The following is a 24638-nucleotide window of genomic DNA, read 5'->3' on the forward strand; positions in this document are numbered from 1 at the left end:
CCGGGCCGCCGGGCCCTCTGCTGGACCGGCGCGCTCCCGGTTCGTTCGGACATCAAGGGCTTCACATCGTATTCCCGGGTCCCCGATATGCGCGCTGGGTCGCTCCGTTTTCCATCGCGACGGCGCCGGGAAGGGGGTTCCCACCGGTCCTGGCGCGTCAACTCCACACTCCTTGAGGGGACTCGCCGGCCACGTGGACTCCGCGCGCCAGGAGGGAGCCCCTCGTCCCGAGGTCTGACGATGATGCCTCTCACGCGCGGATTGCTGGTCCTCTCGTCCGTGTTGCTGATGTCCTCCACCGCTTCCGCCCAGCTCACGGACAAGCCCTCCGGCAGGCCCTCCCGGAGCCTGCGCGCGCCAGGCGCATCCGCCATGGAGCGTCCCGTCAACCTGAAGCTCTTCGGCACGCGCGCCATCGTCGCGTGCGACCCGGTGGAGCAGTCCTGTGGCATGGCCGTCATCTCCTTCCCCAGCGGAGTCAGCGGGCTGGTGCCCTACGGGCGCTCGGACCTCGCGGTGGCCACCATGGCGCTGCCGTCGGTGGATGATGCCACCGCCGTCATCTCCCGCATCGACGCGGGCGAGGCGCCGCAGGCCGCCATCGACACCGTGCTCGCCTCGGACCCGCTGGCGCCCATCCGCCAGCTCGCCGCGGTGAAGCTGCACCCGGATGGCAGCGTGACGGTGGGCCAGCGCACCGGCGCGGAGAACAGCCCCGCCACCTGCTCCGTCAAGGGCGCCACCTATGTGGTGCAGGCCAACAACATGACCACCTCGGACATCTGCCGGGTGATGGCGGAGGGCTTCGACAAGGCCCGGGGCAGCCTGCCGCAGCGGCTGTATGCGTCGCTCAAGGCCGGCGCTCGCGTGGGCGGAGACCGCAACGGTGAGCGCTCCGGCGTCATCCGTGTCTGGAACAGCACCAACGAGACGGCCTTCTTCACCCACGTGCTCGCCGACGCCGTCGTCCACGGCAGCTCGACGGCGCTCCGGGATCTGGAGGTCGAGCTGAACCGCTACCAGGGCACCCTCGGCGTGCCGTACCCGTCCGACCTGGTCGTGCTGGACCGGGACACCGTGCGACTCGTGAAGCGCGTGCTGCGCAAGCTGGACTACTACGACGGCCCCATGGATGGCACCTGGCCCGCGAGCGCCGAGCAGGCCCTTGCGGACTTCAACTGGAACAACATCTTCTTCGACAAGCCCACCGTCGTGGTGGACGGGGTGCGGAAGATTGACGGCGTGCTCGTGAAGTTCATGCGCGACGCGGACCTCGACGCGCTCCTCCGGGCGGGGCATTTCGACGAGTGAGCAGGCCTGCGGGGCCCTCCGTTCCGTGACGTGGACGGAGGGCCCGCCGTCCTTCCACACGGTGGTGCTGGCACCGGAAGCCCACTCGTGAGAGAGGAGGGCCGCCGGCCCTGACCGAGCGGGCCGCCAGGAGAGAGACGATGAAGCGCAAGCTGACGTCGCTGTGGCTCGCCGGGTGTGTCGCGGTCGCCGGGTGCTCGAAGAAGGAGGAGCCGGCGGTGCCCGAGGACTCGCCCGCCCAGCCCTCGCGTCCACCCCAGGGCACCATCCCCCGCGAGGGCGAGGCCGCCGCCAACCCGCCCGTGCATGTCGTGGTTCCCGCCGACGGCGGCACGGCGACGGGACAGGCGCAGCCCGCGCCTGGCGATGCGAATGGGAGCGGCACGGCGCAGGCCGGAACAATCGGGTCGAATGGGAGCGGGACGGCCCAGGCTGGGGGGGCCGGGAGCGGCACGGCGCAGGCCGGGACGACCGGGAACGGGACCTCCGAGGAGACGCCTCCGGCTCCGCCTCCCGCGACGGCGGCCGACCTTCCTCCCGAGAACCCGAAGCACCGCGAGTGGACGGCGGGCAACATCGAGCTGAAGCGCCGCCCTTCCCTGCCGGTGACGCTGCGCTCGGTGCGCGCGGGCCAGCACGCGGACTACGACCGCGTGGTGTTCGAGTTCGACGGCGAACAGCTGCCCGGCTATCAGCTCGAGTACGTGGACAAGCCCATTGTCCAGTGTGGCTCGGGTGACGAGACGCCCGTCGCCGGCCAGGGCTGGCTGCAGGTGCGGCTCACGCCCGCGCGCGGGCATGACGACAAGGGGCAGGCCACGGTGGCCCAGCGGGAGATGAAGCCGAAGCTGCCCGTCATCCAGGAACTGGAGCGCATCTGCGACTTCGAGGCCGAGGTGACGTGGGTGCTCGGCAACAAGAGCCCCAACAAGTACCGCGTCATGGAGCTGAAGGGGCCCACGCGCCTCGTGGTGGACGTGCAGCACTGAGGCGGCTGCCCATCACCTGCTCCGGAGCTCGCTCGCCAGTCTGTCCAGACCGGCGAGCAGCTCGTGGTGCCGCGCTCGAGCCGCCGCGCCTCCCGCCCGCAGCGCCATGGCCAGCACGGCGGGCAGGTTCAGCGCCGCCTCACCGCGCAACCGCTCGTGGTACTGGCACGCCCAGTCCTCCGGCACGCGCAGGGACCAGTTGCGTGCGTCCACCGTGCCGGGCGTGTTGTACGTCTCCGTCATCCCCAGCAGGTCCGTGAAGAACAGCATGACGTTCCGCGCCCGGCTGGCGAAGAGGTCCGCCACCTTCGCCTGTGCCACCAGCCCCGGGTGCGCCGCGAGCCTCCTCGCGAAGTCCTCCCGCTCCGTCTCCTCCGGACACAGGCGCCACGCGAGGTAGTCCGCCTGCGCGCGCAGCGTGCCGCGCCACTGCCAGTCCCCGACCAGCCGCCACAGGGACTTCGTGTCGTGGTTGCCCACCATCACCCAGTCCTCGGGCGCCACGTTCTCACTGCGGTACACGTCCGCCGGGTTGCCCAGGTCCGCCTTCTGCGTCACGCGGAAGCGCCCCAGCCCGTACTGCGCCAGCACCCGCTCCAGCGGATGCGGCAGCGTGCTGAGCACCTCGCCCAGCAGGTCTCCCAAGTCGCGCCCGTTGCGCCGCGCCGCGCCCACGATGGAGTCGAAGAGGACGCTGTAGCGCCGCACCTGCTCGGGCGTCAGCGACTTCACCCACCGGTCCGCGTACCGGGGCACCTCGCGGTCCAACTGCTCCGGATGCACCAGGGCGTAGCGCGCCAGCGCCGGGTGGTCCGGCAGGTCCGGCGAGTCGAACAGCCGCGCGCCGTGCTGCACCGCCCACAGCGCGTCCGGCACATCCGCGCGGTACACCCACGGGCACACCAGGCCGTGCGGGTGGTCCAGCCGCAGCCCGTCGTACTCGCCGAGGTTCTTGTCCATCCGCGCATTCATGAAGCGCAGCACCGGCCCCGCCCGATGCCCCGCCGCCACGCCCGAGGCGTCCTCGACGAAGAACTGCTCCGGGTCCAGCACCGGGTAGTTCCACGGCTGGCCATCCGGGTTGGTGCGGCTGGGCGGCGCGCCCATGAGGTACGTGCGCAGGAAGAGTCCCTGCCACGCCCACGTGTCGCGCGGCGAGAAACCAATCTGCAGGTCGCCGTACAGCTTCAGCCGCCACTTCACCGTGCGCTCGCGCAGCCCGTGGTGCTGCTGGTGCACCAGGAACTGGAAGAAGGCGTAGCGCTCCAGCGCGTCCGCGTACCGCGTTTCCAGCTCCACGAGGCGCGCGGCGGCCGCGGCCTCCTCTTCCCGCCGGGGGCTGAACAGCCGCCCATCCAGCGAGTCCGCCCACCGCCGCCAGTCACCCTCGTGCTTCTCCTCGCACAGCACGTCGAAGAGGGCATCGCGCAGCAGCCAGGCCTGGTGCTGCTGCCGGAAGGTGGTGAAGCGCGCGGCCAGCTCGCGCAGCACGGGCGAAGCCTCCGGTGCCTCGCGCTGGCGGCGGAAGGACGCCCACGCCTCGTGCAGCACGGCGAGCTGCGTGCGGAAGGCGTGACGGTAGCGCGCACCGGGGTCCAGTCCCGTGGGACGACTGGCGGCGAGCCCGGCCGTGCGGCCGCGAGGCAGCAGCGCGCCCCAGGGCTCGGGCTCTTCCAGTTGTGCCAGGGCCACATCGAGGACGTTGCGCGAGAAGAGCGTGCCGTCATACGGCGACGCGTTGAACTCCGTCGTCTGGCCCTGTGGCCCCAGCTGGATGCCGTTGAAGCCCAGCTCCCGCGCGAAGTCGAGGAAGCGCGCGGCGCCCTGCGAGTACGGCGTGCCCCACCCGAGGTCCTCCTCCGGCAGGCTGGGGAAGCTCGGGTCGTGGATGCTCAACACCAGGTTGCGGATGTCGAGCGCGGCCAGGGCCTCGGTGACGAGTCGGTGGTGGTCTTCGGGCAGCGGAGCACGGGCCATATCGGACGGCGCCGACCCTACGGGCCCTTGCGCCAGACGCCAACCGTCCTGGTGGGCCGACGTTCACCATCGGTCCCAAACGGCGTCTCAGTCCCGAGGCGCCTGGGGCACGGGGCGGGGCTCACCGCCACCGCCACCGCCACCGCCACCGCCACCGCCGTGGTGGCCCTGCTCGGGCGGACGCATGTGGAAGAGCTTGCGCAGCTTGCGGCTCATCCATGTCCGCCCGTCCATGAGGATTTCGTACACCGTCGGAATCACGAGCAGCGTCAGCAGCGTGGACGTAATCGTGCCGCCAATCACCGCGCGGCCCAGCGGCGCCCGGAAGTCACCGCCCTCACCCGCGCCAATCGCCACCGGAATCATGCCGGCCACCAGCGCGAGCGTCGTCATGATGATGGGCCGCAGGCGGATGCGTCCCGCCTCGATGAGTGCCTCGCGCAGCGGCATGCCCTTCTCGTGAGACCACTTCGCGAAGTCGATGAGGAGGATGGCGTTCTTCGCGACGATGCCCATCAGCAGGATGACGCCGATGAGGCTCATGATGTTGAGCGTGTCGCCGGTGATGAGCAGCGCCAGCACCACGCCGATGAGCGACAGCGGCAGCGAGAGGAGGATGGCCAGCGGGTCCAGGAACGAGCCGAACTGGATGACCAGGATGAGGTACATCAGCAGCACCGCCACCCCCAGGGCGATGAACACGCGGGTGAAGACCTCCGCCTGGTCCGCGGACTCGCCGCCCGTCGTCAGCGTGTAGCCCGCCGGCAGCGGCACCTTGGACACCCGCTCCTGGATGTCCGTCATCACCTCCGTCAGCGAGCGCCCCTGCGTGTTCGCCTGGATGTTGATGACGCGCTCGCGGTCCAGGTGCGTAATCTGCGCCGGACCCAGCGTCCGCCGGATTTCCGCCACCTGTCCCAGCGGCACCAGCTGCGGCGGACCGCCCTGCACGCCGGCCACGGAGATGGGCAGTCGCGCCAGGTCGCTCGGGTTGTCGCGAGACTCCGGCGCCAGCCGAATCATCACGTCCCGCGTCTCACCGATGGGGTCCACCCAGTCACCCACGTCCAGGCCCGCGAAGGCCGGCCGCAGCACCTGGGCCACCTGCCCCACCGTCACCCCGAGCTGCCCCGCCAGCCCGCGGTTCAGCTCGACCTCCAGCTCCGGCTTCTGCCCGCGCGTGGACAGCCCCACGTCCACCGCGCCCGGCACCGCCTCCATCTCCTTGCGCACCTGCTCCGCCAGCTGGGTGAGCGTCTTCTGGTCCGGCCCGCGCAGCTCCAGCTGTATTTGCTTGAAGGCCCCGCCGAAGCCGGAGGTGAACACGGACACCTTCGCGCCGCCCAGCGTGAGCAGCTCGTCGCGGAAGACCTTGCCGAGCGCGTCCTGACTCAGCTCACGCTCCGCCTTCGGCTTGAGCCGCACGTACACCAGCGCCTGGTCCACGCCCGGCGCGCTGAGCGGCAGCGGGACACCGATGGTGGAGTACGTGTACGCCACCTCCGGGTGAGCCTTGGCCAGCTTCACCACCTCTTCCACCTTGCGCCGCGTGTACTCCAGGCTGGAGCCCGGCGGCGTCTCCACCAGCACCTCCACCTCGCCGCGGTCGCTCACCGGCACGAAGCCCGCGCCGCCCACCGTGGCCTGCAGCCCCAGCGCCCCCACCAGGGAGAAGACCGCCACCAGCACCATGGCCAGGCGGTGGTCCAGCGCCCAGGCGATGACACGCTTGTAGCGCTCCGCCTGCCGGTCGAACCAGTCGTTGAAGCGCGACAGCACGCGCGAGATGAAGCCCTTGCGCGCGCCCTTCTCCACCTGCGGGTCCGCCCAGTACGCGCTGAGCATCGGGTCCAGCGAGAAGGAGACGAACAGCGACACCAGCACCGCGCAGGCAATCGTCAGGGCGAAGGGCTTGAACCACTGGCCGGCGACGCCGTACATGAAGGCCACCGGCACGAACACCGCGACGATGGAGAAGGTGGTCGCCGACACCGCGAGCCCGATTTCCGCCGTGCCCTCGCGCGACGCCGTGTAGTGGTCCTTCCCCATCTCGATATGGCGGACGATGTTCTCGCGCACCACGATGGCGTCGTCGATGAGGATGCCGATGGCCAGCGTCAGCCCCAGAAGCGACATGGTGTTGAGCGTGAAGCCGAACGCCCAGACGCTGATGAAGGCGGCCAGCACGCTCACCGGCAGCGCCAGGCCGGTGATGACGGTGGAGCGCCACGAGTTGAGGAAGATGAACACCACCAGCACCGTGAGCAGCGCGCCCTCCAGCAGCGCCGACTGCACGTTGTGCACCGAGTCCTCCACGCGGACGCCAGCGTCGCGGACGATTTCGAGCTTCGCGCCCGGAGGAAGCCGCTGCTGCAGGGCCGCCACCCGCTCGCGGACCGCGTCCGCGACCTCGGTGGTGCTGTAGCCCTTCGTCTTCAGCACGTCGATGCCCACCGCTTCCGCGCCGTCGAAGAGCGCCAGCGTGCGGGGCTCCTCCGAGCCCACGAAGACGTCCGCCACCTGCCCCAGCCGGATGGCCTGCCCGTTGCGCGTGGCCACCACCATGTTCTGGAAGTCCTCGGGCTTCTCCAGCCGGCCCTTGAGGCGGATGGACTCCTCCGACAGCTGCGAGTTGAGGCGCCCCACCGGCGCCGCCAGGTTCTGCGCCTGCAGCGCGCCCACCACCTCCGCCATGGACAGGCCCGCCGCCTGGAGCGCCTGCGGCTTTATCCGCACCGTCATCTCGCGCTCGACCTCGCCCACCACGTCCGCCTGCGCGACGCCCGGCACCGAGCGCAGCTCGCCCACCACCAGCGGGTCCGCCACCCGCGACAGCGCGGCCACGTCCATCTGCTCCGACGTGAGCGTCAGCGAGACGATGGGCTGGTCCGCCGGGTCGAAGCGCGTGAGGATGGGCTCCTCCATCTCCTGCGGCAGGTCCGCCCGCTTGCTGGAGATGGCATCCCGGATGTCCTGTGACGCCTCCTGGATGTCCTTCTCGAACTCGAAGAACACCGTGAAGGTGGCCAGGCCGTCGGTGGCGCTGGACGTCGTCTCCTGCGGGTCCACGCCGCTGATGGCGAAGATGGCGTCTTCAATCGGCTCGACGATTTCGCGCTCCACCGTGTCCGGTGATGCGCCCGGGTAGACGATGGTGACGTTGATGATGGGCTGCTGGACGTCGGGGAACTCGTCCGTCTCGAGCTGCCAGAGGGCCACGAGGCCGAAGACGACCAGTGCCACCATCGCGGTGATGGTGACGATGGGGCGCTTGATGGCGAAGTCGGAGATGAACACGCGGTGACTCCCGGCGGGATGCAGTGGACGGAGGCGGCCTCAGGGCGCCGGAGACTTCGCGCCCTCGTCGGCGCCCTGGGGTGCCCTCGCGGGCGGACCTGGCTGCGCGGGCGGAGCAGCCGCGCCCTGGGCTCCCGGCGGCTGCCGTGCAGGCGGCGCCTCCGAGCCCCCGACGCCCGGCCCTTCATCCGCCTCCACGGGCTTCGCGTCCGGCCGCGGCGGGTCCACCTTCACGCGCGAGTCCTCTCCCACCTGGTCTCTCGCAGAGCCGAGCAGCACCACGTCTCCGGCCTGAAGCCCGGAGCTGACCTGGACCTGCTGCGCCACGTCGTCCCGCAGGCCCAGCTTCACGGGCACCCGCTGCACGCGGTCGCCCTGGACGCGCAGCACCGAGGGCCCGCCGTTGGAGTCGTCGATGGCATCCACCGGCACGGCGATGCCCCGCTCGGACCGAGAGGCCACGCGGCCCTGCGCGAAGAGGCCCGCCAGCAGTTGGAGGTCCGTGTTGGGGATGGCCACGTAGATGCGCACCTGGCCGGTGGCCGGGTCCACCACGGGGTTGATGCGCTCCACCTTGCCGGTGAAGGCGCGGTCTCCGTAGCCGGTGACCTGGAAGCGCACCTCGGTGTTCGGCTTCACCTGCTCCAACTGCGCGGCGGGCACCGAGGCCTCCAGCCGCAGCGTGCGCGGGTCCACCACCGTGAAGAGGGGCGCGCCGGGCTGGACGACATCGCCCGCGCTCGCCTGCCGCTCGCTCACCACACCATCGAAGGGCGCGACGACGCGCGAGCGGGCCAGCTGCTCCTGGGCCAGCGTCAGCCGCGAGCGGGCCTCCGCGAGCTGCCCCTCGGCCTGCGCCACCCCGAGCTGGGCCCGCTCGAGGTCACGCGGGGTGATGACCCCCTCCTTCGCCAGCTTCGCACTGCGCTCCTCCTCGGCGCGCGCCACCTGCAGCGCGCTGCCGGCGGAGCGCACCGCCGTGCGCGTGGCGATGACCTGGTCCTTCCGCGTCGCATCCTCGATGCGCGCCAGCTCCTCGCCCTTGCGCACCACCTGGCCCTGCTCCGCCTTCAGGTCGAGGATGGTGCCCCCCACCTCGGCCCGCACCGCGGCGGCCGTGCGCGCCTGAAGGGTGCCGGAGATGCCTGGGCCGGATTGCAGCTCGCGCAGCTCGGCGCGCGCCACGTTCTCCTGCCCCAGCGTCACCACCGGCTCCGGAGGCGGTGCTGCCGCATCCGAGCCCTTCTTGCACCCGGCCAGGGCACACGTCACACCGAGCAGCAGTGCCCCGAGGCCCCAGCGTCGCGTCCTGCCAATGTCGTGCGCTCGTCTCACGGCGCGTCTCCCGTCGTCCACCCCGCCGGACCACGGCCCCGGCGAGCCGGCTAACCATGGTGTCGGCCCCCTGCCTCGGGTAGCCGCACAGGGTGTCGTTCCGCACCCCGACGACACGCGGTGGCCGCTGCCCGGAAGCGGAGCAGCCATGCGGACGAGCGCAACCCGGGCACCTGCTCCTGTCGGGGTGGCGGTGTCCGGGAGGCGACTGTCTACAGCGTGGGCGGCACCTCGCTCATGAGGAGCGTGCCGCTGCGGAAGTGCGTGCGCTCGCCGCAGGCCGTCACGTTGGCCTTCGCAGGGCAGCTCACCGGCTGGCTGCCGGCGCGCGTGCTCGCCGAGAAGCAGGAGGCGCCATCCGCCGTCCACTCGGCCTCGAAGCGCCAGGCCTCGCTGTCCGTCTGCACGCCCACCGCGTCGTAGAGGTTCACCCAGTTGCCGTCCTGCGTGTACGAGGTGCCGTCACCGCAGAAGTCCGCGCGCACCATGCGCGTGCAGGCCTGGTGGTGGTCCGCGAGGCTGCGCCCGTCCGCCGTCGTGCCCCACGGCCGGTAGCCGAAGCGCACGCACTTGGCGATGGCCGCGCCCTCGCACGCGAAGGTGAAGACGCCCGGGCTGTCGAACCGCGCGCCGCCGCCGGCCACGCCCTCCTGGTAGTTCCAGCTCGCGTCGACGGCGATGGCGCCCACCGCCGAGCCATCCGCGGCCGTGCAGGCGGGCTTCCAGAGGCCGGACGCCGTGTCGCGGTAGGAGACGCGGTAGCTCCACACGTCCGCGTCGGTGCCCGTGCCCGGCTGGATGTCGTCCACGCGCAGCTCCACCTTGGCGCCGTTGTCGAGGTTCCCGGTGAAGCGCGCGCCGAGGAAGTCCTGGCCGGAGCGCTGCGTGCCCGCCTCGAGGCCATGGAAGACGCTGCCCTGCAGCCAGACGGCGCTCATCGGGTCATCCACCGAGCTCGCGCTGCGCACGCCCGCGAAGTCCACCGAGACGAGCAGGCCGCCCAGCTCGGCGCCATTGAGGCCGCGGCCGTTGAGGCCCCGTCCATTGAGGCCACGGCCGTTGGGCGAGGCCAGCTCCGCCACGCGGGTCTCCAGCGTGGGCGTCTCGGGCTCCGTCACTCCGCCCGCACACCCTGCCAGCCCACACGCAACGACGACTGCCTGAACCATCCGCGCGACACCCATGACCCGACCTCCCCGGCCCTACCCCGCCCCATGCCTTGCAAGATTCGGAGCCACACCCCTGGATGCAAGCCACGCGAGTCCTCTCGGGCCCTTGCATCGTTCCCGATTGGGCAGTGCATTGGCACGGTAGGGTGGGGCCGGGATTCTTCCGTCCGTCCACGCAGGAGCCCTGTCGAAACTACAGGGCGGGCGGACAGGCGGCTCAGAGCTGCGTGGCGGGCGCGTCCGCGCACACGCGCAGGCCCACCGTCACGTCGCGCAGCGTGGGCTCCGGCAGCTCCCGGTTGGTGGCGCGCGCGGAGGTGGCCGCGAACGCGTAGCTGCCGCCGCGCGCCACTGCCTTGCCGGGCTCCAGCCACGAGCGCGTCCACTCCCAGACGTTGCCCGCCAGGTCATCCACCCCGAAGGGGCTGCGCGAGGCCGGGTGGCTGCCCACCTCGTCCGGGCCGTAGCCGCCGGGCTGCTTGCCGTAGGTGGTGTCGATGTTGGCGTCGTCCGGGCCCAGCGTTTCGCCGTGCGGGTACTCGCGTCCGTCCACGCCCCGGGCCGCGCGCTCCCACTCCAGCTCCGAGCACAGCCGCGCCCCGGGCACGCCGCCGCTTTGCGACAGCCAGGCCACGTAGGCCTCCGCGTCCGCGAAGCTGACGCCACTGACGGGGAAGCGCAGCCAGTCCTGCTCCGCGCGGCGGGAGCGGTTGGCGTAGCGCAGCTTCTCGCCGGCCCGCGCGACGTAGGCCTCGCTGCCGGGTTGCAGGCGCAGCCGCCAGGTGCCGTCCACCGGCTCCAGCACGAGCAGCCCCGCGTACCCGCCGGTGCCCACGCGAGGCAGGTGCCGCGCGCGCGCCTCCGGTGGCAGCGCCTCGATGAAGCGCAGCCAGTCCGCGTACGTCACCTCGAAGCGGGAGATGAGGAAGCCCGGCACGTCCACCGCGTGCAGCGGCACGGCGTTGAAGAACTCGCGCACGCTGGCCTCGGCCGCGCTGCCGAAGCGCACCTCGCCCGGCGGGACGAAGACGAAGCCCTCCGGCAGCGTCCCGGCGCGTGGCAGCGGGACGGTGAGCCGCCGCGACTCGCCGCGACGCAGCAGCACCGGCTGCACCACCGGCTCGTGGCCGAGCGCGCGCAGGGAGAGCTGGTAGCGCCCCGGCGGCACCTGCACGTCCACCCACGGGCCCGCGACGAGCGGCAGCGGCTCGCCCGGCTGCTCCTGGCCCTTCGCGTCGCGGCGCAGGGGCCGCAGCTCCACCTCGACGTCAGAGACTCCCGCCTCCACCGTGAGGCGCGCGGGCGCGTTCCACCGCTGCCAGCGCGCGCCCGAGGTGTCGTACAGCTTCAGCCGCTGCAGCAGCGTGGGCAGTGCCTGGACGTCACCGTCCTCCTCGGCCCACATCGCACGCTCATAGAGGTAGTCCGCCAGCGCCTCGCGCACGTCGGGACGGCCCGGGGCCAGGGCCAGTGCACGCTCCAGCCGGCCGGCGACGGAGTCATAGCGGTGGCGCACCACCGCCGCCTGCGCGCCCGCCTTGCCCCAGAGCCGGTCCGCGTCCGTCCTGCGGCCACTGGCATAGAGGCGGAAGGCCTCGGCGCGCTCGGAGCCCAGCGCCTCCCGCTCCTGGCCCACCGAGCGCAGGGCGACAGAGGCCTCCTTCAGCTCGGCGCGCACCTGCGAGTCCAGGCCCCAGCGCTCGCGCAGCTTGAGGCCGCCGTAGACGAGCGCCAGCGAGAGGACGAAGCCCGCCGCCAGCGCCTGCCGCATCCGCCGGCTGCGCACCACCGTGCGGCGCGAGGCCCGGAGGAAGTCCTGCTCGCGGCGCGTGAGCTCGGCCGCGTCGAGCGCCTTCGCCTCGGCGAGCTGGCGCGGGCCCCACAGCGCCTCGCGCGCGTGGTCCAGCTTCTCCCAGTGCGCCGCGGCGGCCTCCAGCAGGGCCTGCACCTCGCGGCGCTCGGCGGCCTCCGCCAGCCAGCGCGCCAGCGTGCCCCAGCCGGAGAGCAGCGCCTCGTGGGCCAGCTCGTAGGAGGTGCCCTCCTGCGCCTCGCGCGCCACCAGCAGGCGGGCGTGCACCAGCGCCTCCAGGGCGGCGCGGTAGCGCGCGTCGTCGCCCACCAGCTCGCGGTCCGTCTTGCGCGCGCGGGTGCCATCCGCGGTGACGAGCCGCAGCAGCACGCCTCGCGCCGCCGCGCGCTGGTCCGGCAGCAGCCGCGCCACCGCTGCGTCCGCGTGCCGCGCCAGGGCGCCGGCCACGCCGCCCAGCGAGTCCAGCGCCGCCTGGGTAATCACGCTGGCCGCCGCGTCGCGCGCCTCCCACAGCTCCGCCAGCGCGAACTGGAGCAGCGGCAGCCCGCCCTCCGCGGTGGCCGAGGCGGCGAGCGTGTCCACCAGCGCCTCGGACTCGAAGCGCACGCCCTTCACCCGCGCGGGGCCGGTAATCGCCTCCCGCGTCTCCTCGGGCGTCAGGGCGCGCAGCAGGTACAGCGCGCGCGGCACCTCCGCGCCCAGCCCTGGCACCGAGGTGAGGCGGGTGAGGAAGTCGCTCCGGCCGGTGGCCAGCAGGCGCACCCCGGTGGCCCCCTCCGCGAGGCTCCCCAGCGCCTGGCCCGCCTGGCCCGCCTCCGTCGGCGGGGCGAGCGTCACGAGCTCCTCGAGCTGGTCCACGTAGAGCAGCAGGCCGTCGCGGGCGCCCAGCTTCGCGCGGAGGCGGCGGGCGAGGGAGGCGGGCTCGGCGCGGAGCGCCTCGGCCAGGGGCTCCTCCTCCGTCTCCAGCAGCGGCGCGAGCGCGGCGGCCAGGGCCGCCATGGGCCGGCGGCCCGGCACCAGCCGCGCGGTGTGCCAGCGACGGCCGTCCTCCAGCGCGCCCTCCGCGACGGCGGGGAGGATGCCAGCGAGGCACAGCGAGGACTTGCCCACGCCGGAGTCGCCGGTGATGAGCAGGAAGGACTCGGCGCGCAGCCGCTCCACCACGGAGCGCTGCTCGCGGCGCCGGCCGAAGAAGACGGCGCGGTGCTCGGCCTCGAAGGCCTGGAGGCCGCGGTACGGGTTGCCCTCGGGCACGTCCGTGGGGGCGTCTTCGCGGGACAGGCCCTCGAGGGCCTCGAGCAGTTGCGCGGCGGAGGCGTAGCGCTCCGAGGGCTCGCGGCGCAGGCAGCGGTCGATGATGCCCGCGAGGGTGGCGTCCACGCCCGGCGCGGCCTGGATTAGCGGACAGGCGTCCTGGGTGCGGACCACCTGGGGCAGCTCGCGCCAGGGCACGTCGCGGAAGGGGCCCTTTCCAGCGCACAGCTCGTAGAGGACGACGCCGAGCGAGTACACGTCGCTGCGCGCCGTCAGGTCCTCGCCCGCCCAGGCCTCGGGGGACATGTAGTAGGGCGTGCCGACCAGTGCCCCGCTGGGCAGCGAGGGGAGGAAGACGCCGTCCAGCGAGCGGGCGGCGAAGTTGGGACTGGCCTCCGGGTCCAGGTGCTCGGGCAGCTCCGGCGGGACGGCGTTGGCACGGGGGGCGGCCTCACCCGGCTCGGCGGCCGAGTCCAGCAGCTTGGCGAGCCCGAAGTCGAGCAGCTTCACCTCGCCGCCCTCGGTGAGCACGGCATTGCCGGGCTTGATGTCCCGGTGCAGCACCCCGCGCCGGTGGGCGGCGCTCAGGCCCCGGGCCAGGTCCCTGCCCATGGACAGCACCCGCTCCCAGGGCTGGGGCTTGGAGAGCCGGTCCAGGCTCACCCCGCGGATGAACTCGGAGACGAGGTAGGGCTGCTCCTCCAGCTGTCCCACCCGGTAGAGGGTGACGACGTTGGGGTGCTGGATTCGGGCGGCGGCGCGGGCCTCCACGAGGAAGCGGGCCAGGGCGTTGGAGCCGAGCGCGGGGATGAACTTCACCGCCACCGGGCGCTCGAGGAGCGTGTCGTGGGCGAGGTACACCCTGCCCGTCCGCCCCCGGCCGATGGGCCGGACGAGGCGGTACTCGTCGAACTCCCGCGGAGGAGTCCACGCGTCCTGCGGCGGGGAGGCGGCGGGAGTGCCCACAATGGGTGACTACGAAACCCCCCGCCAGGGGTCAACCGGGCGGGGTCGGGAACGGTGGCCCGGGGCACAGAGGCGCATGGAGTGTCCGGTGCCGGGCAGTGGGGGTGTTGCCTGGCTCAGCCCCCCTGCTTGCCCTTCCCCGGGATTTTGCTGGGTTTGAGCATGTTGCGGATCTTGTTCTCGAGGTCCTGAGGCAGGCACGGCTTGGCGACGAACTCGTCCGCGCCGGCCTCCCGGGCATGCTCGGCGTTGCCGGCGAGCACGTGGCCGGTGAGCGCCATGACGGGGATGTCTCGCGTCCGGGAGTCCTGCTTGATGAGGCGCGTGGCCTCCCAGCCGTCCATGACGGGCAGGGACAGGTCCATCAGGATGATGTCCGGCTCCCCGTCCTGGGCCTTCTCCACCGCCTCCACGCCGTTGCGGGCGGTGTCCACCTCGAAGCCGACGAACTCCAGGTACTCGGCGTACATCTCCCGCGCGTCATCGAAGTCGTCGACGACGAGGACACGCGTCTTGTTGCCAGCGGGCGCAGGGACGGCACTGGAGGGCGCCTCTTCTTGCAGGGCTGTCATCGCCGTTCGCTTCATGGAACCGACGCCTCACGTGTGGGGAAAGGGCGGCATGTAATCTATACACGACCCTTCGAATGCGCCCACCCCACCCCCCGATTGACGTGTCGGCCCGCGGCGCCATGAATCGTCCAGTGGACAACGCGGGAGCGGGGCCAGTCCCGGGTGACACCCTCCGGGCCGAGCCGCCGCTCCCGGTGGAGCACGGCCTGGAGGCTCAGTCGTTGGGCGTGTAGATGTAGATGCGTCGTTTATAGGGCTGGCTGTCGGTCTGCTCGATTCGGGCGAGTACGGGCTGACCGGTTGGGTCCACGGCGAGCGTCGCGTGCACGATTTGATTTGCTCCTGGATTCGGCTTGAGCAGGCCACCTACCGGCTCCCACGTGGCTCCGGTCCAGCGCCGCACATACAGGTGCGCAGCGCCGCCCGGGACTTCGGGCTCAACGAGCAGGGTGAGAAGGCGCCCCTCATCGTCGAGGCCCCATGTGCCGACTCGGGCATCCGTCACTCCAGGGTAGAGCCCTCCGAAGGGTTGGCCCACCGCGCTCCACGAGCTGCCATCCCACCGCCAGACGTGAGCATGTAGGGCGGTTCCGGCGGCTCCGTCCCAAGTCGTCCGTGCCAGAATCGGGTTGCCTGAGCCATCCAGCGCCAACACCCCTGGGTAACCTAAGTGACCCTGGAATGGCATGATGATTTCTTCCCAGGAAGACCCATTCCATCGCCGCATGTATGGGGTTCCAACACCGCTGGACTCCGTTTCGCTCCAGGTCACCACAGCCCTGCCAGCATCATCTATCTGCACCTGCATGCTGGAGAGATTCCAGGCTGGATTGACCTTGAGTGCGCCTCCCAACACGGACCAACCACTCCCACTCCAGTGCCAGACGGAAACCTGGGAGCCACTTCCTCCAGATTCGAAGAGCCCAAGAATCATGTTCCCTGTCTTGTTCACATCGAATTGGAAATGATTGAGACCCGCATTGGATGACAGGGGCAAGACAGGCGCGCCTACCGCTTGCCAGTCACTGCCATTCCAGCGACGGACATGTACATGCGTCATCCCGGACTCAGTACCCTCCGTCCAGGCAATGAACAGCTGTCCGCCGGCATCCACTTGAAGCGAGCAACCCGATGGATGGGTGGATCCTGGATTCGCGTCCAGGACGCGCCCCAGTTGCTCCCAGTTGCTGCCGTTCCAGCGCGAGACGTGGACACCGTAATTCTCACCCAGAGGCCCTCCACTCACCCAGGCGACAACGGGGCGCTCCGCCGTAGGAACTTGCAGAGAGTAGTAGAACAGTGAGCCATCCCCGTCGGGGCTGTAGGCCAGCGGTGTCCCAAGGGGGATGTATCCCGGCACCGTCCATTCCCAGGCCTGCTCGGACCATTGAAGGGGGTTTCCCGCCAGGTCCGTCACCGAGTTGTCGAAGCTCACGGACAGGGCCGTGTCGACAGGAAGCGGAGAACCAGGCCGCAGGGTCAGGAAGGTTCCCTCGGGCGACAAGGAAACCTCCACTCCCATTTTCTCCGCCTGAGACAGCAGCTTTACGGAGTCCGCGCTGACGGTGTTGGCGTCGAGGGCTTCGGAAAAGGTTGCTTGAATCGTCTGATGAATCGAGACCGTGCGAGAGCCCGCTATCGGCATCTGTGAGATGACCCGGGGCGGTGTCCGATCCACCACGAGGTTCCGCGAGTCGCTCGTGAATTTGCGCTCCCCGAGCGTCGCTCGGACAGCGAGCACATGCTCACCCTCTGAGATGGACCGGGTGTCCCAACGCAGCTCGTAGGGAGGCGTCAGCGTCGCAACGGCCACTCCGTCGACGAGCAACTCGACTTCATCGGGCTTAGCTCCGGACAGTGTCACCTTGAGCAGGACCTCACGATTGGTGATGGTCCGGGAGCTGTGAAACTGCACGGTCAGGTCTTGCGGGCCCGAGCCGGGCGCACCTGAGTCCGGGAGATGTGCGTCCGGCTCGCCCGCATCGGGAGTCTCCGGAACCTGCACGACTTCCGGGACGTTGATGCAAGCCCAGGAAAGGAAAACCGCGAACACGACAATGGGTTGGAGAAAGCGCATGGCGCGGCGGGACGATGCAGTCGTTGTTCCAGGACTGATTTGAACTGAAAGCGTGGGGCCCCCTGGGATTACCGTGGGTTCCAGCGCAAGAGGTGAAAGCGGGTCCAGGAAGCCGATTCAGCAATGAGACCTGTGTCCCAATTCCCGGACACCATCTCTCCACTGACTTTCTCTTGGAAGGGCATGAACAGCAGCGCCCCCGTGGAGAAACTCCACGAGGGCGCCACACCACTCATGACTGGAAGCTCAACCCCGGTTTGAGGTCACTGAGCCGGAACAGGCTGAGTAGCCACTGAGCTGGCCGTCAGATTGCTGGTGATGGGCTGACCCCAAACGCTCTCGTAGACGCCGTTGGTGCTTCCCGAGCTGCGGCTTGCCAGCTTGTCGAAGGAGACATGAATCCGCAGGTTGTTCGGACTCAAGGGGAAGGAGCCGTTGTAGATGAAGGAGTAGCGGCTGCTATAGTTAGACGCGGTAATCGCGAAGGGGGCAGTCTCCGCCGGGGTACGGGTCGGGAGAGGCGCGAACGGCTCGTCAATGAACAGATCGAAGCCTACCGGGTTACCCAGTTCGCCCGGGACATCGCTGATGTCGTTGATGGAGGTCGCGCTGGCATCGGCAATGTTCGCATCGAAAAACACCTGGACGTAGGCGCTGGCGCCGTAGGTTCGGGCAATCGGGGAGCTGAAGGTGATGTAGATGCGCTCACCGGGGTTGATCTGCGTCGATGACGTCGAGGTCTCCTGGTAGCGAATCTCCTGGATGGTGACAGCCCGAGCGCTCGCCGGATCACCCGCGAAGAAGAAGCCCGTCCGGGTGAAGAGGCTGCCACCTTCCGCGGACACAGCGCGCAGGTCCACGTTGTACTCCCGGCCATCCACCAGCGGAGCGCTCGGAGTCAGGGTGGCGCTGTAGCCATGGTTGCTGACGGCGACGTTGAGGCTCAGCGACTCCCGGCCAGACTCGTCAGTCAGGCGGGCCAGCATCGAGTTGGGCTGCACCGGCTGGTTGAAGAACAGATGGATGGGGTCGCCCGGACGAACCATGTTGCCCAGCGGGTCAGTGTCGGTGGCCCCCCGCAGGCTGCCCACGTTGCTGCTCTCGACGTTCAGCGCCGCACCCGAAGGCCGCGTGAAGGGCAGGGGAATCAGGCGCGTGGTGCTGTTCGCGACGACTTCCGAGCCGTAATACTCCCTGAAAAAGCCTCCGGTCTCCGGAATCCCGTTGGTGTCCACATCCATCGGGGACACGTAGAGCTTGTACCGGCCATTGCCATTGTCCAGGCGCGCCAGCTCCGTGGCGGAGGGGATGCCTCTGAACGTCAGCAGACCCTGGGCGTCGGACTCGGCCTCCACGACGACAGTGCTCACCACCTGCGTGGTGTTGTCGTTGTTGAACAGGACGATGGAGCCCGCGGGCGTGGCCTCGAGCGTCGCCTTCACGGCAGCCGCGGGACGGCCGTCCGGCCGCACCACCAGGAAGTTCATCGTGCCGTCCAGCTTCGCCAGCGTGATGGGACCGAAGCTCGCGTTGCCGTTGTTGATGGGCACGTTGCCGGCAGACGAGGGAACCGTCGAGCTGGCGCGCAGTGTGGCGTAGCCACCCTTGGAGAACGTCAGCAGCACCTGGGCGCCCGCTGGAACGTCCTTGAACTCGAAGTTGCCCTTCGCATCCGTGGTCGCCGCGACCGGCTCGTCGGAGCTGCCGATGGTCATCTCCACCGAGACGTCGCCCAGCGCCGACAGGTTCGTGCCCAGCACCTGGCCCGAGACGGTGCCCTTCGGGTTCGCGGGCGTCACCACCGTCACGCTGTCCGGCTCACGCACGCCGTCCGCAATGCCGTCGCCGTTCTCGTCCTTCAGATCCTCGCCACAGCCCAGCGCCAGGAACGGCACCACGGCAAACACCAGATGCTTCTTCATCATCCCCACCTTTAAATGGAATTCCCCAAATATTGACGCCCCAACACTTGGAAGGGCGTCGGGCGGACACTCTCCGACCTGGGCCCATCACGTCAAGACGGCCACCCTCCGACTTCTGGCCGACCTACCTCCCCCGTCACGCTCGCTCCGATTCGGATCAGCTTCCGCCGCTCGCTCGCTCCACATCAGCGAGGTCAGCCGAGACCCGCTTCTCGTGGGTTGAGAGCCTGAGCGTGAGAGTGCCTGCTAGGGTGAGGTCATGTCGGACGTGAATGACCCATGCCTTGGCTGCGCCATCGTGCGCGGGGACACCCGTCCCGTGGGAGGGGTCCTCGCCCGGGCTCCGGGACTCGTGCTGCATGGCATCGCCGGGCCGAGCCCCGTGCCCGGCTGGGTGGTCATCTCCAGCGAGCGCCATGTCCGCGCCTGGTATGACCTGGACGAGGAGCCCGCGCATGAGATGGGCCCGTTCGCCGCCCGGGTGATGCGCGCACAGCGGGAGGTGCTCGGCGCCGAGCACGCCTATGCCTTCGCCATCGGCGACGTGCTGCGCCACTTCCACCTGCACCTGGTGCCCCGCTTCGCCCAGACGCCCCAGCGTCTCTGGGGCCGCGCCGCCTTCGACGCCACCTCCGCCGACCACCTCCCCGCCGAGGAGCTGGAGGCCGCTGCCCGCCTGCTTGCCGCCGCGCTGGCGCGTTGAGTCGCCGTCCCCCGGCCGCGTGGTAGACAGCGGCCTCCCTCCCGTCGAGAGGTGCCTTCGTGCCGTCCGAGCCCCGCAACCGCGTCCTGGAGAAGATGCTCGAGCGGCTCTACGCCGCGCTCGCGTCCGGGCCGAGCCTCAACTGCCGCCCCCACCACAGCCGCCAGCGCGTGGACCTCGCCACGCTGAGCCGCCTGGACGGCACCCCACCCCACACCGTGCTGGCCACCCTCCTCGGTGAAAAGGCCTCGGTCCGGCTCGCGGTGAAGCCTCCCATGCCCGAGGCCGGAGCCGACAAGGCACCTGCCCGTGGCCCCCGCTCCAGTGGAGCCCCGGCGCGCTCCTCCTCATCACTCGATGACGCCGCAGCCACTCCGGATGCGACCGCTTCGCTCACCAGCCCCACGGACCTGGATGAGGATGAGGTCGACGCCGCTGCGCCCAACCGCGCCGAGCTGGAACAGCAGGCACTGCTGCGCAAGCTGGCCACCATCGTCGAGGATGCTCGCACCTTCGAGCAGGACACCGGGGCGCACGTGCTGCACGTGGGCTTCCCGCTCCTGCACCTGCCCCCGGGCGCCAGGGACAAGCGCGGCTTCGGCACCCGGCGCGTGCTCGCGCCCATCGCCTTCGTACCGGTGCGCCTCACCCTCAAGAAGGGGCGTGCGCCCTCGGTGGAGCTCGAGGGCGCCGAGGAGGGCGTGGACCGCGTCGCGCCCAACACCGCGCTGCTCGCCTGGGTGGAGCAGCAGACCGGCCAGCGCTTCGGCGAGCTCTTCGCGGACGAGACGGGCGCCGACCCATGGCGCGAGCTGAACGAGCTGGTCGCCGCCGTGGCCAGGGCCCTGGACCTTCCCGCCCCTGCCCCCTTCACCGCCACCACGCCCCTGGCCCCCGTGCCCCGCTCGGACGGCGACGAAGGTGCCCAGCCGGGCATCCTTCCCAGCGCCGTGCTCGGGCTGTATCCGCTGTCCAACCAGAGCCTCGTGGATGACATGCGGGCCCTGGTCGACGGTGAGCCCATCTCCGGCCCGCTGGAGAGCTTCCTCCGCGTGGATGTGTCACTCGGCGCGCCCACGGGCCACGGGGGCGGCGAGCCCAGGCTGGAGGGCCTCAAGCGCGCCGCCGAGGAGCGGCTCGTCACCGTCGCCGACCCCTGCCAGGCCCGCGCGGTGCGGCTTGCCCGCAGCAGCCGGGGACTCGTCGTCCATGGGCCTCCGGGCACCGGCAAGTCGCAGACCATCGCCAACGCCATCGGCGACCACCTGGCCCGCGGTGAGCGCGTGCTGCTCGTCTGTGACAAGCGCACCGCGCTGGACGTCGTGAAGCACCGCCTGGACCACCTGGGCCTCGGCAACCTGTGCGCCGTCGTGCATGACGCCCAGCGCGACCAGCGCGACCTCTACATGGGCATCCGCGAGCAGCTCGACTCGCTGCCCGAGACCCGCACCGACGCGGCCGTAACTTCCGAGCTGTCCCGCGTGGACGCAGAGCTGCAGTCGCTCCATGACGAGCTGACCGCCTCCGAGCGCGCCCTCTCCGAGCGTCCCGCCGGCGGCACCACACCCTCCTTCCACGAGCTGGTGGGCCAGTGGTTCTCCCTGGAGTCCCCCGCCGCCTTCGCGCCCACCGTGGCGGGACTCGCCTCCTCGCGACTGGCCGACGTGACGCCCCGCGAGCGCGAGGTGCGCGAGGTGCTGGAGCGCGGTGGCAGGGAGGGCTACCCCGACAACCCCTGGCGCGAGGCGCTGGGTGTGGACCTGGCCACGTACCTCGCCTCGCCCGTGGCCACGTACCGCGAACGCCTGGGGACCGTCGTGGATGCCGCTCGCGACGCGGATGCGGTGGCGTCTCCCGACGTGCCCGCCTTCGGTGCGGACCCTCGGGCGGAGGGCTCGGCGCGGGCGGCCTTCGCCGAGAAGCTGGCTCCATTGTTGGAGACGACCCCTCCCGAGATGCTCGCCCGCTGGGCGTCAGCGACTCCCGACGCGGTGCGCGCGGCGAAGGCCCAGCTCGAGGGCCTGGAGCCCCAGGCGCGACTGCTCGCGGAGGGGCCGCTCGACACGGAGCTGACGCTGGTCCACCGCGAGCAGCCCCAGGCGCTCGGCGCGCTGTCCGTGGCGCTGGCGGCGCTGGGCACGTACCTGGACATTGCTCGCAAGTGGTACGCCTTCTTCTACTTCGCCCGGAAGGCCGGCGCGCGCAGGGTGCTCCAGCAGTTCGGCCTCACCCTGGGCGTCGCCACCGCCGAGCGCGTCAACCGCTTCCTCACCGGTGCTCGCGCCCGAGCGCTGCTCACCGAGTATCACCGCACCACGCTCGCTCCCGGCGCCACCGAGTCGCTCACGGACGACGCCCTGTCCCGCAGCCTCCGGACGCACGCCGCCCTCTTCGAGCTGCTCGGCGAGCTGCACCAGGCTCCGCTCCTTGCCTCCTGCCGCGAGGCCGTGCTCGGCACACTCGCGGGGGCGCCCGTGCTCTCCGGTCTGCGCCAGTCCGCGGCGCGCGGAGAGGCCGTGGCCCGGGTGGAGGCGCGGCTCTCCGAGGCGGGCCTCTTCTCCTCGTCGTGGCTCTCGGCCCGCTCCCGTGAGCTGCGCGCGGGCGCGAAGCTGTCTTCGGTCGCATCGGCCCTCCAGGCCCGGCTGTCCACGGTGGAGGGGATGCTGCGCCTGCGCTCGCTGCTGGCCGGAATGCCTCCCGCGCTGGAAACCGCGGTGGAAGGACTGGCCCGCCAGGGCGCGGACGTGGATGGCGGCTGGCGCGCGGTGCTCAAGGCGACGCTCGCGGCGGAGGTGTCCGCACGCCTGCGGGAAGACCCGGCGCTCCAGCACATCGATGCGGAGAGAATCCAGGCCGCGCACTCGCGCTACCGGGCGCTGGAGGAGAAGAAGCGCGCCCTCGTGCGTGATGCCCTCGTCCACCGGTGGACGCAGCGCCAGCGAGAGCGGCTGCTCGCGGGCACGGGCGGCAGGCTCAACGGCCAGGGCGCGGAGCTGCGCCGTCGCCTGATGCTCCGGGGCGAGCGTGCGATGCGCGTGCGGCAGGTCATCGCCACCGGCCAGGGCATCGAAGGCGGAGACCCCCTCTTCGACGTGCGCCCCGTGTGGATGGCCAGCCCGCAGACGGTGGCGCAAATCTTCCCGCGCCTCCCCATCTTCGACGTCGTCATCTTCGACGAGTCCTCGCAGTGCCGACTGGAAGAGGCCCTGCCGGTGCTCACCCGCGCGAAGCGGGTGGTCATCGCCGGAGACCCGAAGCAGCTCCCACCCACGCGCTTCTTCGAGTCCGCCGTGGTGCAGAGCCAGGAGCTGGAGGCCGAGACGGAGCAGGGCCTCTTCGAGGAACAGCAGGCCGAGGTCGAGGACCTGCTGTCCGCTGCCCTCAACCTGGACATCGACCAGTGCTACCTCGACGTGCACTACCGCTCGCAGAACGCGGACCTCATCGCCTTCAGCAACGACCACTTCTACGACAAGCGCCTCCAGGCCATCCCCGCGCACCCATCCCACCGCGCGCCTCACGCCCCGCTGCGGCTGCTGCCCGTGGGCGGCACCTACGAGAAGCGCGTGAACCTGGTGGAAGCCCGCGCCGTGGGCGAGCTCGTGAAGGAGCTCCTCGCCCGCCCCGAGCCTCCGTCCATCGGCATCGCCTGCTTCAACCTCGCGCAGCGCGATGCCATCACCGACGTCCTCGACACGCTGGCCGCGGAGGACGCCACCTTCGCGGCACGGCTGACGGCGGCGCGCGCTCGGCGGGGCGCCGGCTCGTTCGAGGGGCTCTTCGTCAAGAACCTGGAGAACGTCCAGGGCGACGAGCGGGACCACCTCATCATCAGCACCACCTACGGTCCGGACCGGCAGGGCCGCTTCTACCGGCGCTTCGGTCCGCTCGGCAGCGCGGGCGGAGGCCGGCGCCTCAACGTGCTCGTCACCCGCGCTCGGCAGCAGGTGCACCTCGTTACCTCCATTCCCCGCGAGGCCTACCTGTCCCTGCCTCCCGTGGAGTCGGGCCGGCAGCCCAACGGAGGCTGGCTGCTCTTCGCCTACCTCCAGTTCGCGGAGGCGGTGGCGGACAGCTACGCCCAGGAGGCGCGGGCCCCCGTGGCCCACACGGACGCGCCGCGTCCCCGCGAGCCCGCCGTGTTCGAGCGGGAGACGGCGGCAGGCTCGGCGTTCGCCCGCGCACTGGCCGGACACCTCGCACGGGAGCACCGCGTCTCGTCCGACGTGCACTGGGGCAATGACGGCTTCTGCGTGGACCTCGCGCTGCACCACCCCGCGCAGCCCGGCGACGTCACCGTGGGCGTGCTGTGCGACGGCACGCGCTACCCCAAGACGGCCGACCGTGTGGAGTGGGATTTGTTCCGCACCGCCGTGCTGGAGGGCCAGGGGTGGAAGCTGGTGCGCATGTGGACGCCCCACTTCTTCCGGGACCCCGAGGGCGCGACGAACCGCGTCCTCCAGTCCGCAGGCGACAAGCTGATGCGCGAGCCCGCCACGGCCCAGGCCACCGGCACCTCCCGCGCCGTCGTGCACTGACGGGTGCCCGGCCCGCCGCTCAGCAGGGGGCCGGGCCTCGCCTCATGGCTTCCGGGGTTCCGGGAGCCACAGCACTCCGAGTTCCAGTTCCAAGGCCTCGAAGGGCTCGGCCCGGACGCGCTCGTCATCGGAGAACATCCCCCGCTGCATCCATTGCCCGTCCTGCAGTTGGAACACCTCCAACGTGCGTGCCTCGGGGTCTATCAGCCACACGTGATTCACTCCTTCGCGAGCGTAGCTGCGCTTCTTCCGCACCCGGTCCAGCGCCGCCGTGGACGGCGAGAGCACCTCGCAGACCCAGTCCGGTGCCAGCGTGAAGAACGGCGCCCTCGGCATGTCAGGCATGCGCTCCCTACGCCAGCCTGCCAGGTCAGGAACCAGGACGTCGTCGCCGAAGTGCAACTCTGGCTCGTCCAGGATGTGCCACCCCCCGGGCCCTCCACGCCCTCGCTCGAACGGACCGTACAGCTCACCACCCAGTGAGGAGCTGACCCGCGCATGCGGGCTCGCCGGCCTCGGCATGACGATGAGCTCACCGTCGATGATCTGCCCGACCACGTGGTCGGGCAGCGCCATCAGGTCCTCATAGGTCGCCGGACGCTTCGTCTCCTGGCCCATTCCCTCGCTCCTCTCACCTACGACCCCCTGCCCCTCCATCATTCCCCCTGCCTCCCGGGAGTGGAACCCCACCCCTCACTGCGTGTCCATCCTTTCCTAC

At 70.8% G+C, this 24638-nt stretch carries 13 protein-coding genes; 4 read left to right on the plus strand and 9 right to left on the minus strand.

Features of this window, described 5'->3' with window-relative positions:
* Positions 1 to 240: 240 nt before the first annotated feature.
* A complete protein-coding gene (locus LXT23_RS03295) occupies positions 241 to 1311 on the plus strand; it encodes a DUF1028 domain-containing protein (RefSeq protein ID WP_253978588.1) in 1071 nt (356 codons plus the stop codon).
* Positions 1312 to 1451: 140 nt separating this feature from the next.
* Entirely contained in the window at positions 1452 to 2300 is an 849-nt protein-coding gene (locus tag LXT23_RS03300) for an AMIN-like domain-containing (lipo)protein (RefSeq protein WP_253978589.1), read from the plus strand.
* A gap of 12 nt (positions 2301 to 2312) precedes the next feature.
* On the opposite strand, the gene LXT23_RS03305 is transcribed toward LXT23_RS03300, so the two are convergent.
* From LXT23_RS03305 to LXT23_RS03340, 8 genes are all read right to left on the minus strand, one after another.
* Positions 2313 to 4277 (minus strand): 4-alpha-glucanotransferase, encoded by a 1965-nt coding sequence (locus tag LXT23_RS03305; RefSeq protein WP_253978590.1) that lies wholly within the window; start codon positions 4275 to 4277, stop codon positions 2313 to 2315.
* A gap of 87 nt (positions 4278 to 4364) precedes the next feature.
* Complete coding sequence (locus LXT23_RS03310; protein WP_253978591.1) at positions 4365 to 7574, minus strand: efflux RND transporter permease subunit; 3210 nt, start codon at positions 7572 to 7574, stop codon at positions 4365 to 4367.
* Between the two features lie 39 nt (positions 7575 to 7613).
* On the minus strand, positions 7614 to 8909 hold the full coding sequence (locus LXT23_RS03315) for an efflux RND transporter periplasmic adaptor subunit (RefSeq protein WP_253978592.1): 1296 nt from the start codon (positions 8907 to 8909) through the stop codon (positions 7614 to 7616).
* Between the two features lie 212 nt (positions 8910 to 9121).
* Entirely contained in the window at positions 9122 to 10027 is a 906-nt protein-coding gene (locus LXT23_RS03320) for an ADYC domain-containing protein (protein ID WP_253978593.1), read from the minus strand.
* A 268-nt stretch (positions 10028 to 10295) separates the two neighbouring features.
* On the minus strand, positions 10296 to 14108 hold the full coding sequence (locus LXT23_RS03325; protein WP_253978594.1) for an nSTAND1 domain-containing NTPase: 3813 nt from the start codon (positions 14106 to 14108) through the stop codon (positions 10296 to 10298).
* A gap of 116 nt (positions 14109 to 14224) precedes the next feature.
* Positions 14225 to 14695, minus strand: coding sequence for a response regulator (locus LXT23_RS03330; protein WP_253978595.1), 471 nt, complete (start codon positions 14693 to 14695; stop codon positions 14225 to 14227).
* A 199-nt stretch (positions 14696 to 14894) separates the two neighbouring features.
* Positions 14895 to 16757, minus strand: a complete 1863-nt coding sequence (locus LXT23_RS03335; RefSeq protein ID WP_253978596.1) for an Ig-like domain-containing protein — start codon at positions 16755 to 16757, stop codon at positions 14895 to 14897.
* 263 nt (positions 16758 to 17020) lie between these two features.
* Positions 17021 to 18682: a carboxypeptidase-like regulatory domain-containing protein gene (locus LXT23_RS03340; RefSeq protein WP_253978597.1), complete on the minus strand. Its 1662-nt coding sequence runs from the start codon at positions 18680 to 18682 to the stop codon at positions 17021 to 17023.
* Between the two features lie 256 nt (positions 18683 to 18938).
* On the opposite strand from LXT23_RS03340, the gene LXT23_RS03345 reads away from it, so the two are divergent.
* Both LXT23_RS03345 and LXT23_RS50025 read left to right on the plus strand, forming a co-directional pair.
* On the plus strand, positions 18939 to 19382 hold the full coding sequence (locus tag LXT23_RS03345) for an HIT family protein (protein WP_253978598.1): 444 nt from the start codon (positions 18939 to 18941) through the stop codon (positions 19380 to 19382).
* Between the two features lie 59 nt (positions 19383 to 19441).
* Positions 19442 to 23920 (plus strand): AAA domain-containing protein, encoded by a 4479-nt coding sequence (locus tag LXT23_RS50025; RefSeq protein WP_323378746.1) that lies wholly within the window; start codon positions 19442 to 19444, stop codon positions 23918 to 23920.
* Positions 23921 to 23962: 42 nt separating this feature from the next.
* Here LXT23_RS50025 and LXT23_RS03360 read toward each other — a convergent pair whose 3' ends face one another.
* The gene (locus LXT23_RS03360) at positions 23963 to 24538 is read right to left on the minus strand and encodes a Uma2 family endonuclease (RefSeq protein WP_253978599.1); all 576 of its coding nucleotides are present in this window, start codon (positions 24536 to 24538) and stop codon (positions 23963 to 23965) included.
* Positions 24539 to 24638: the final 100 nt, after the last annotated feature.

Origin of the sequence: Pyxidicoccus xibeiensis, from assembly GCF_024198175.1 — a bacterium.
GTDB classification, from domain to species: domain Bacteria; phylum Myxococcota; class Myxococcia; order Myxococcales; family Myxococcaceae; genus Myxococcus; species Myxococcus xibeiensis.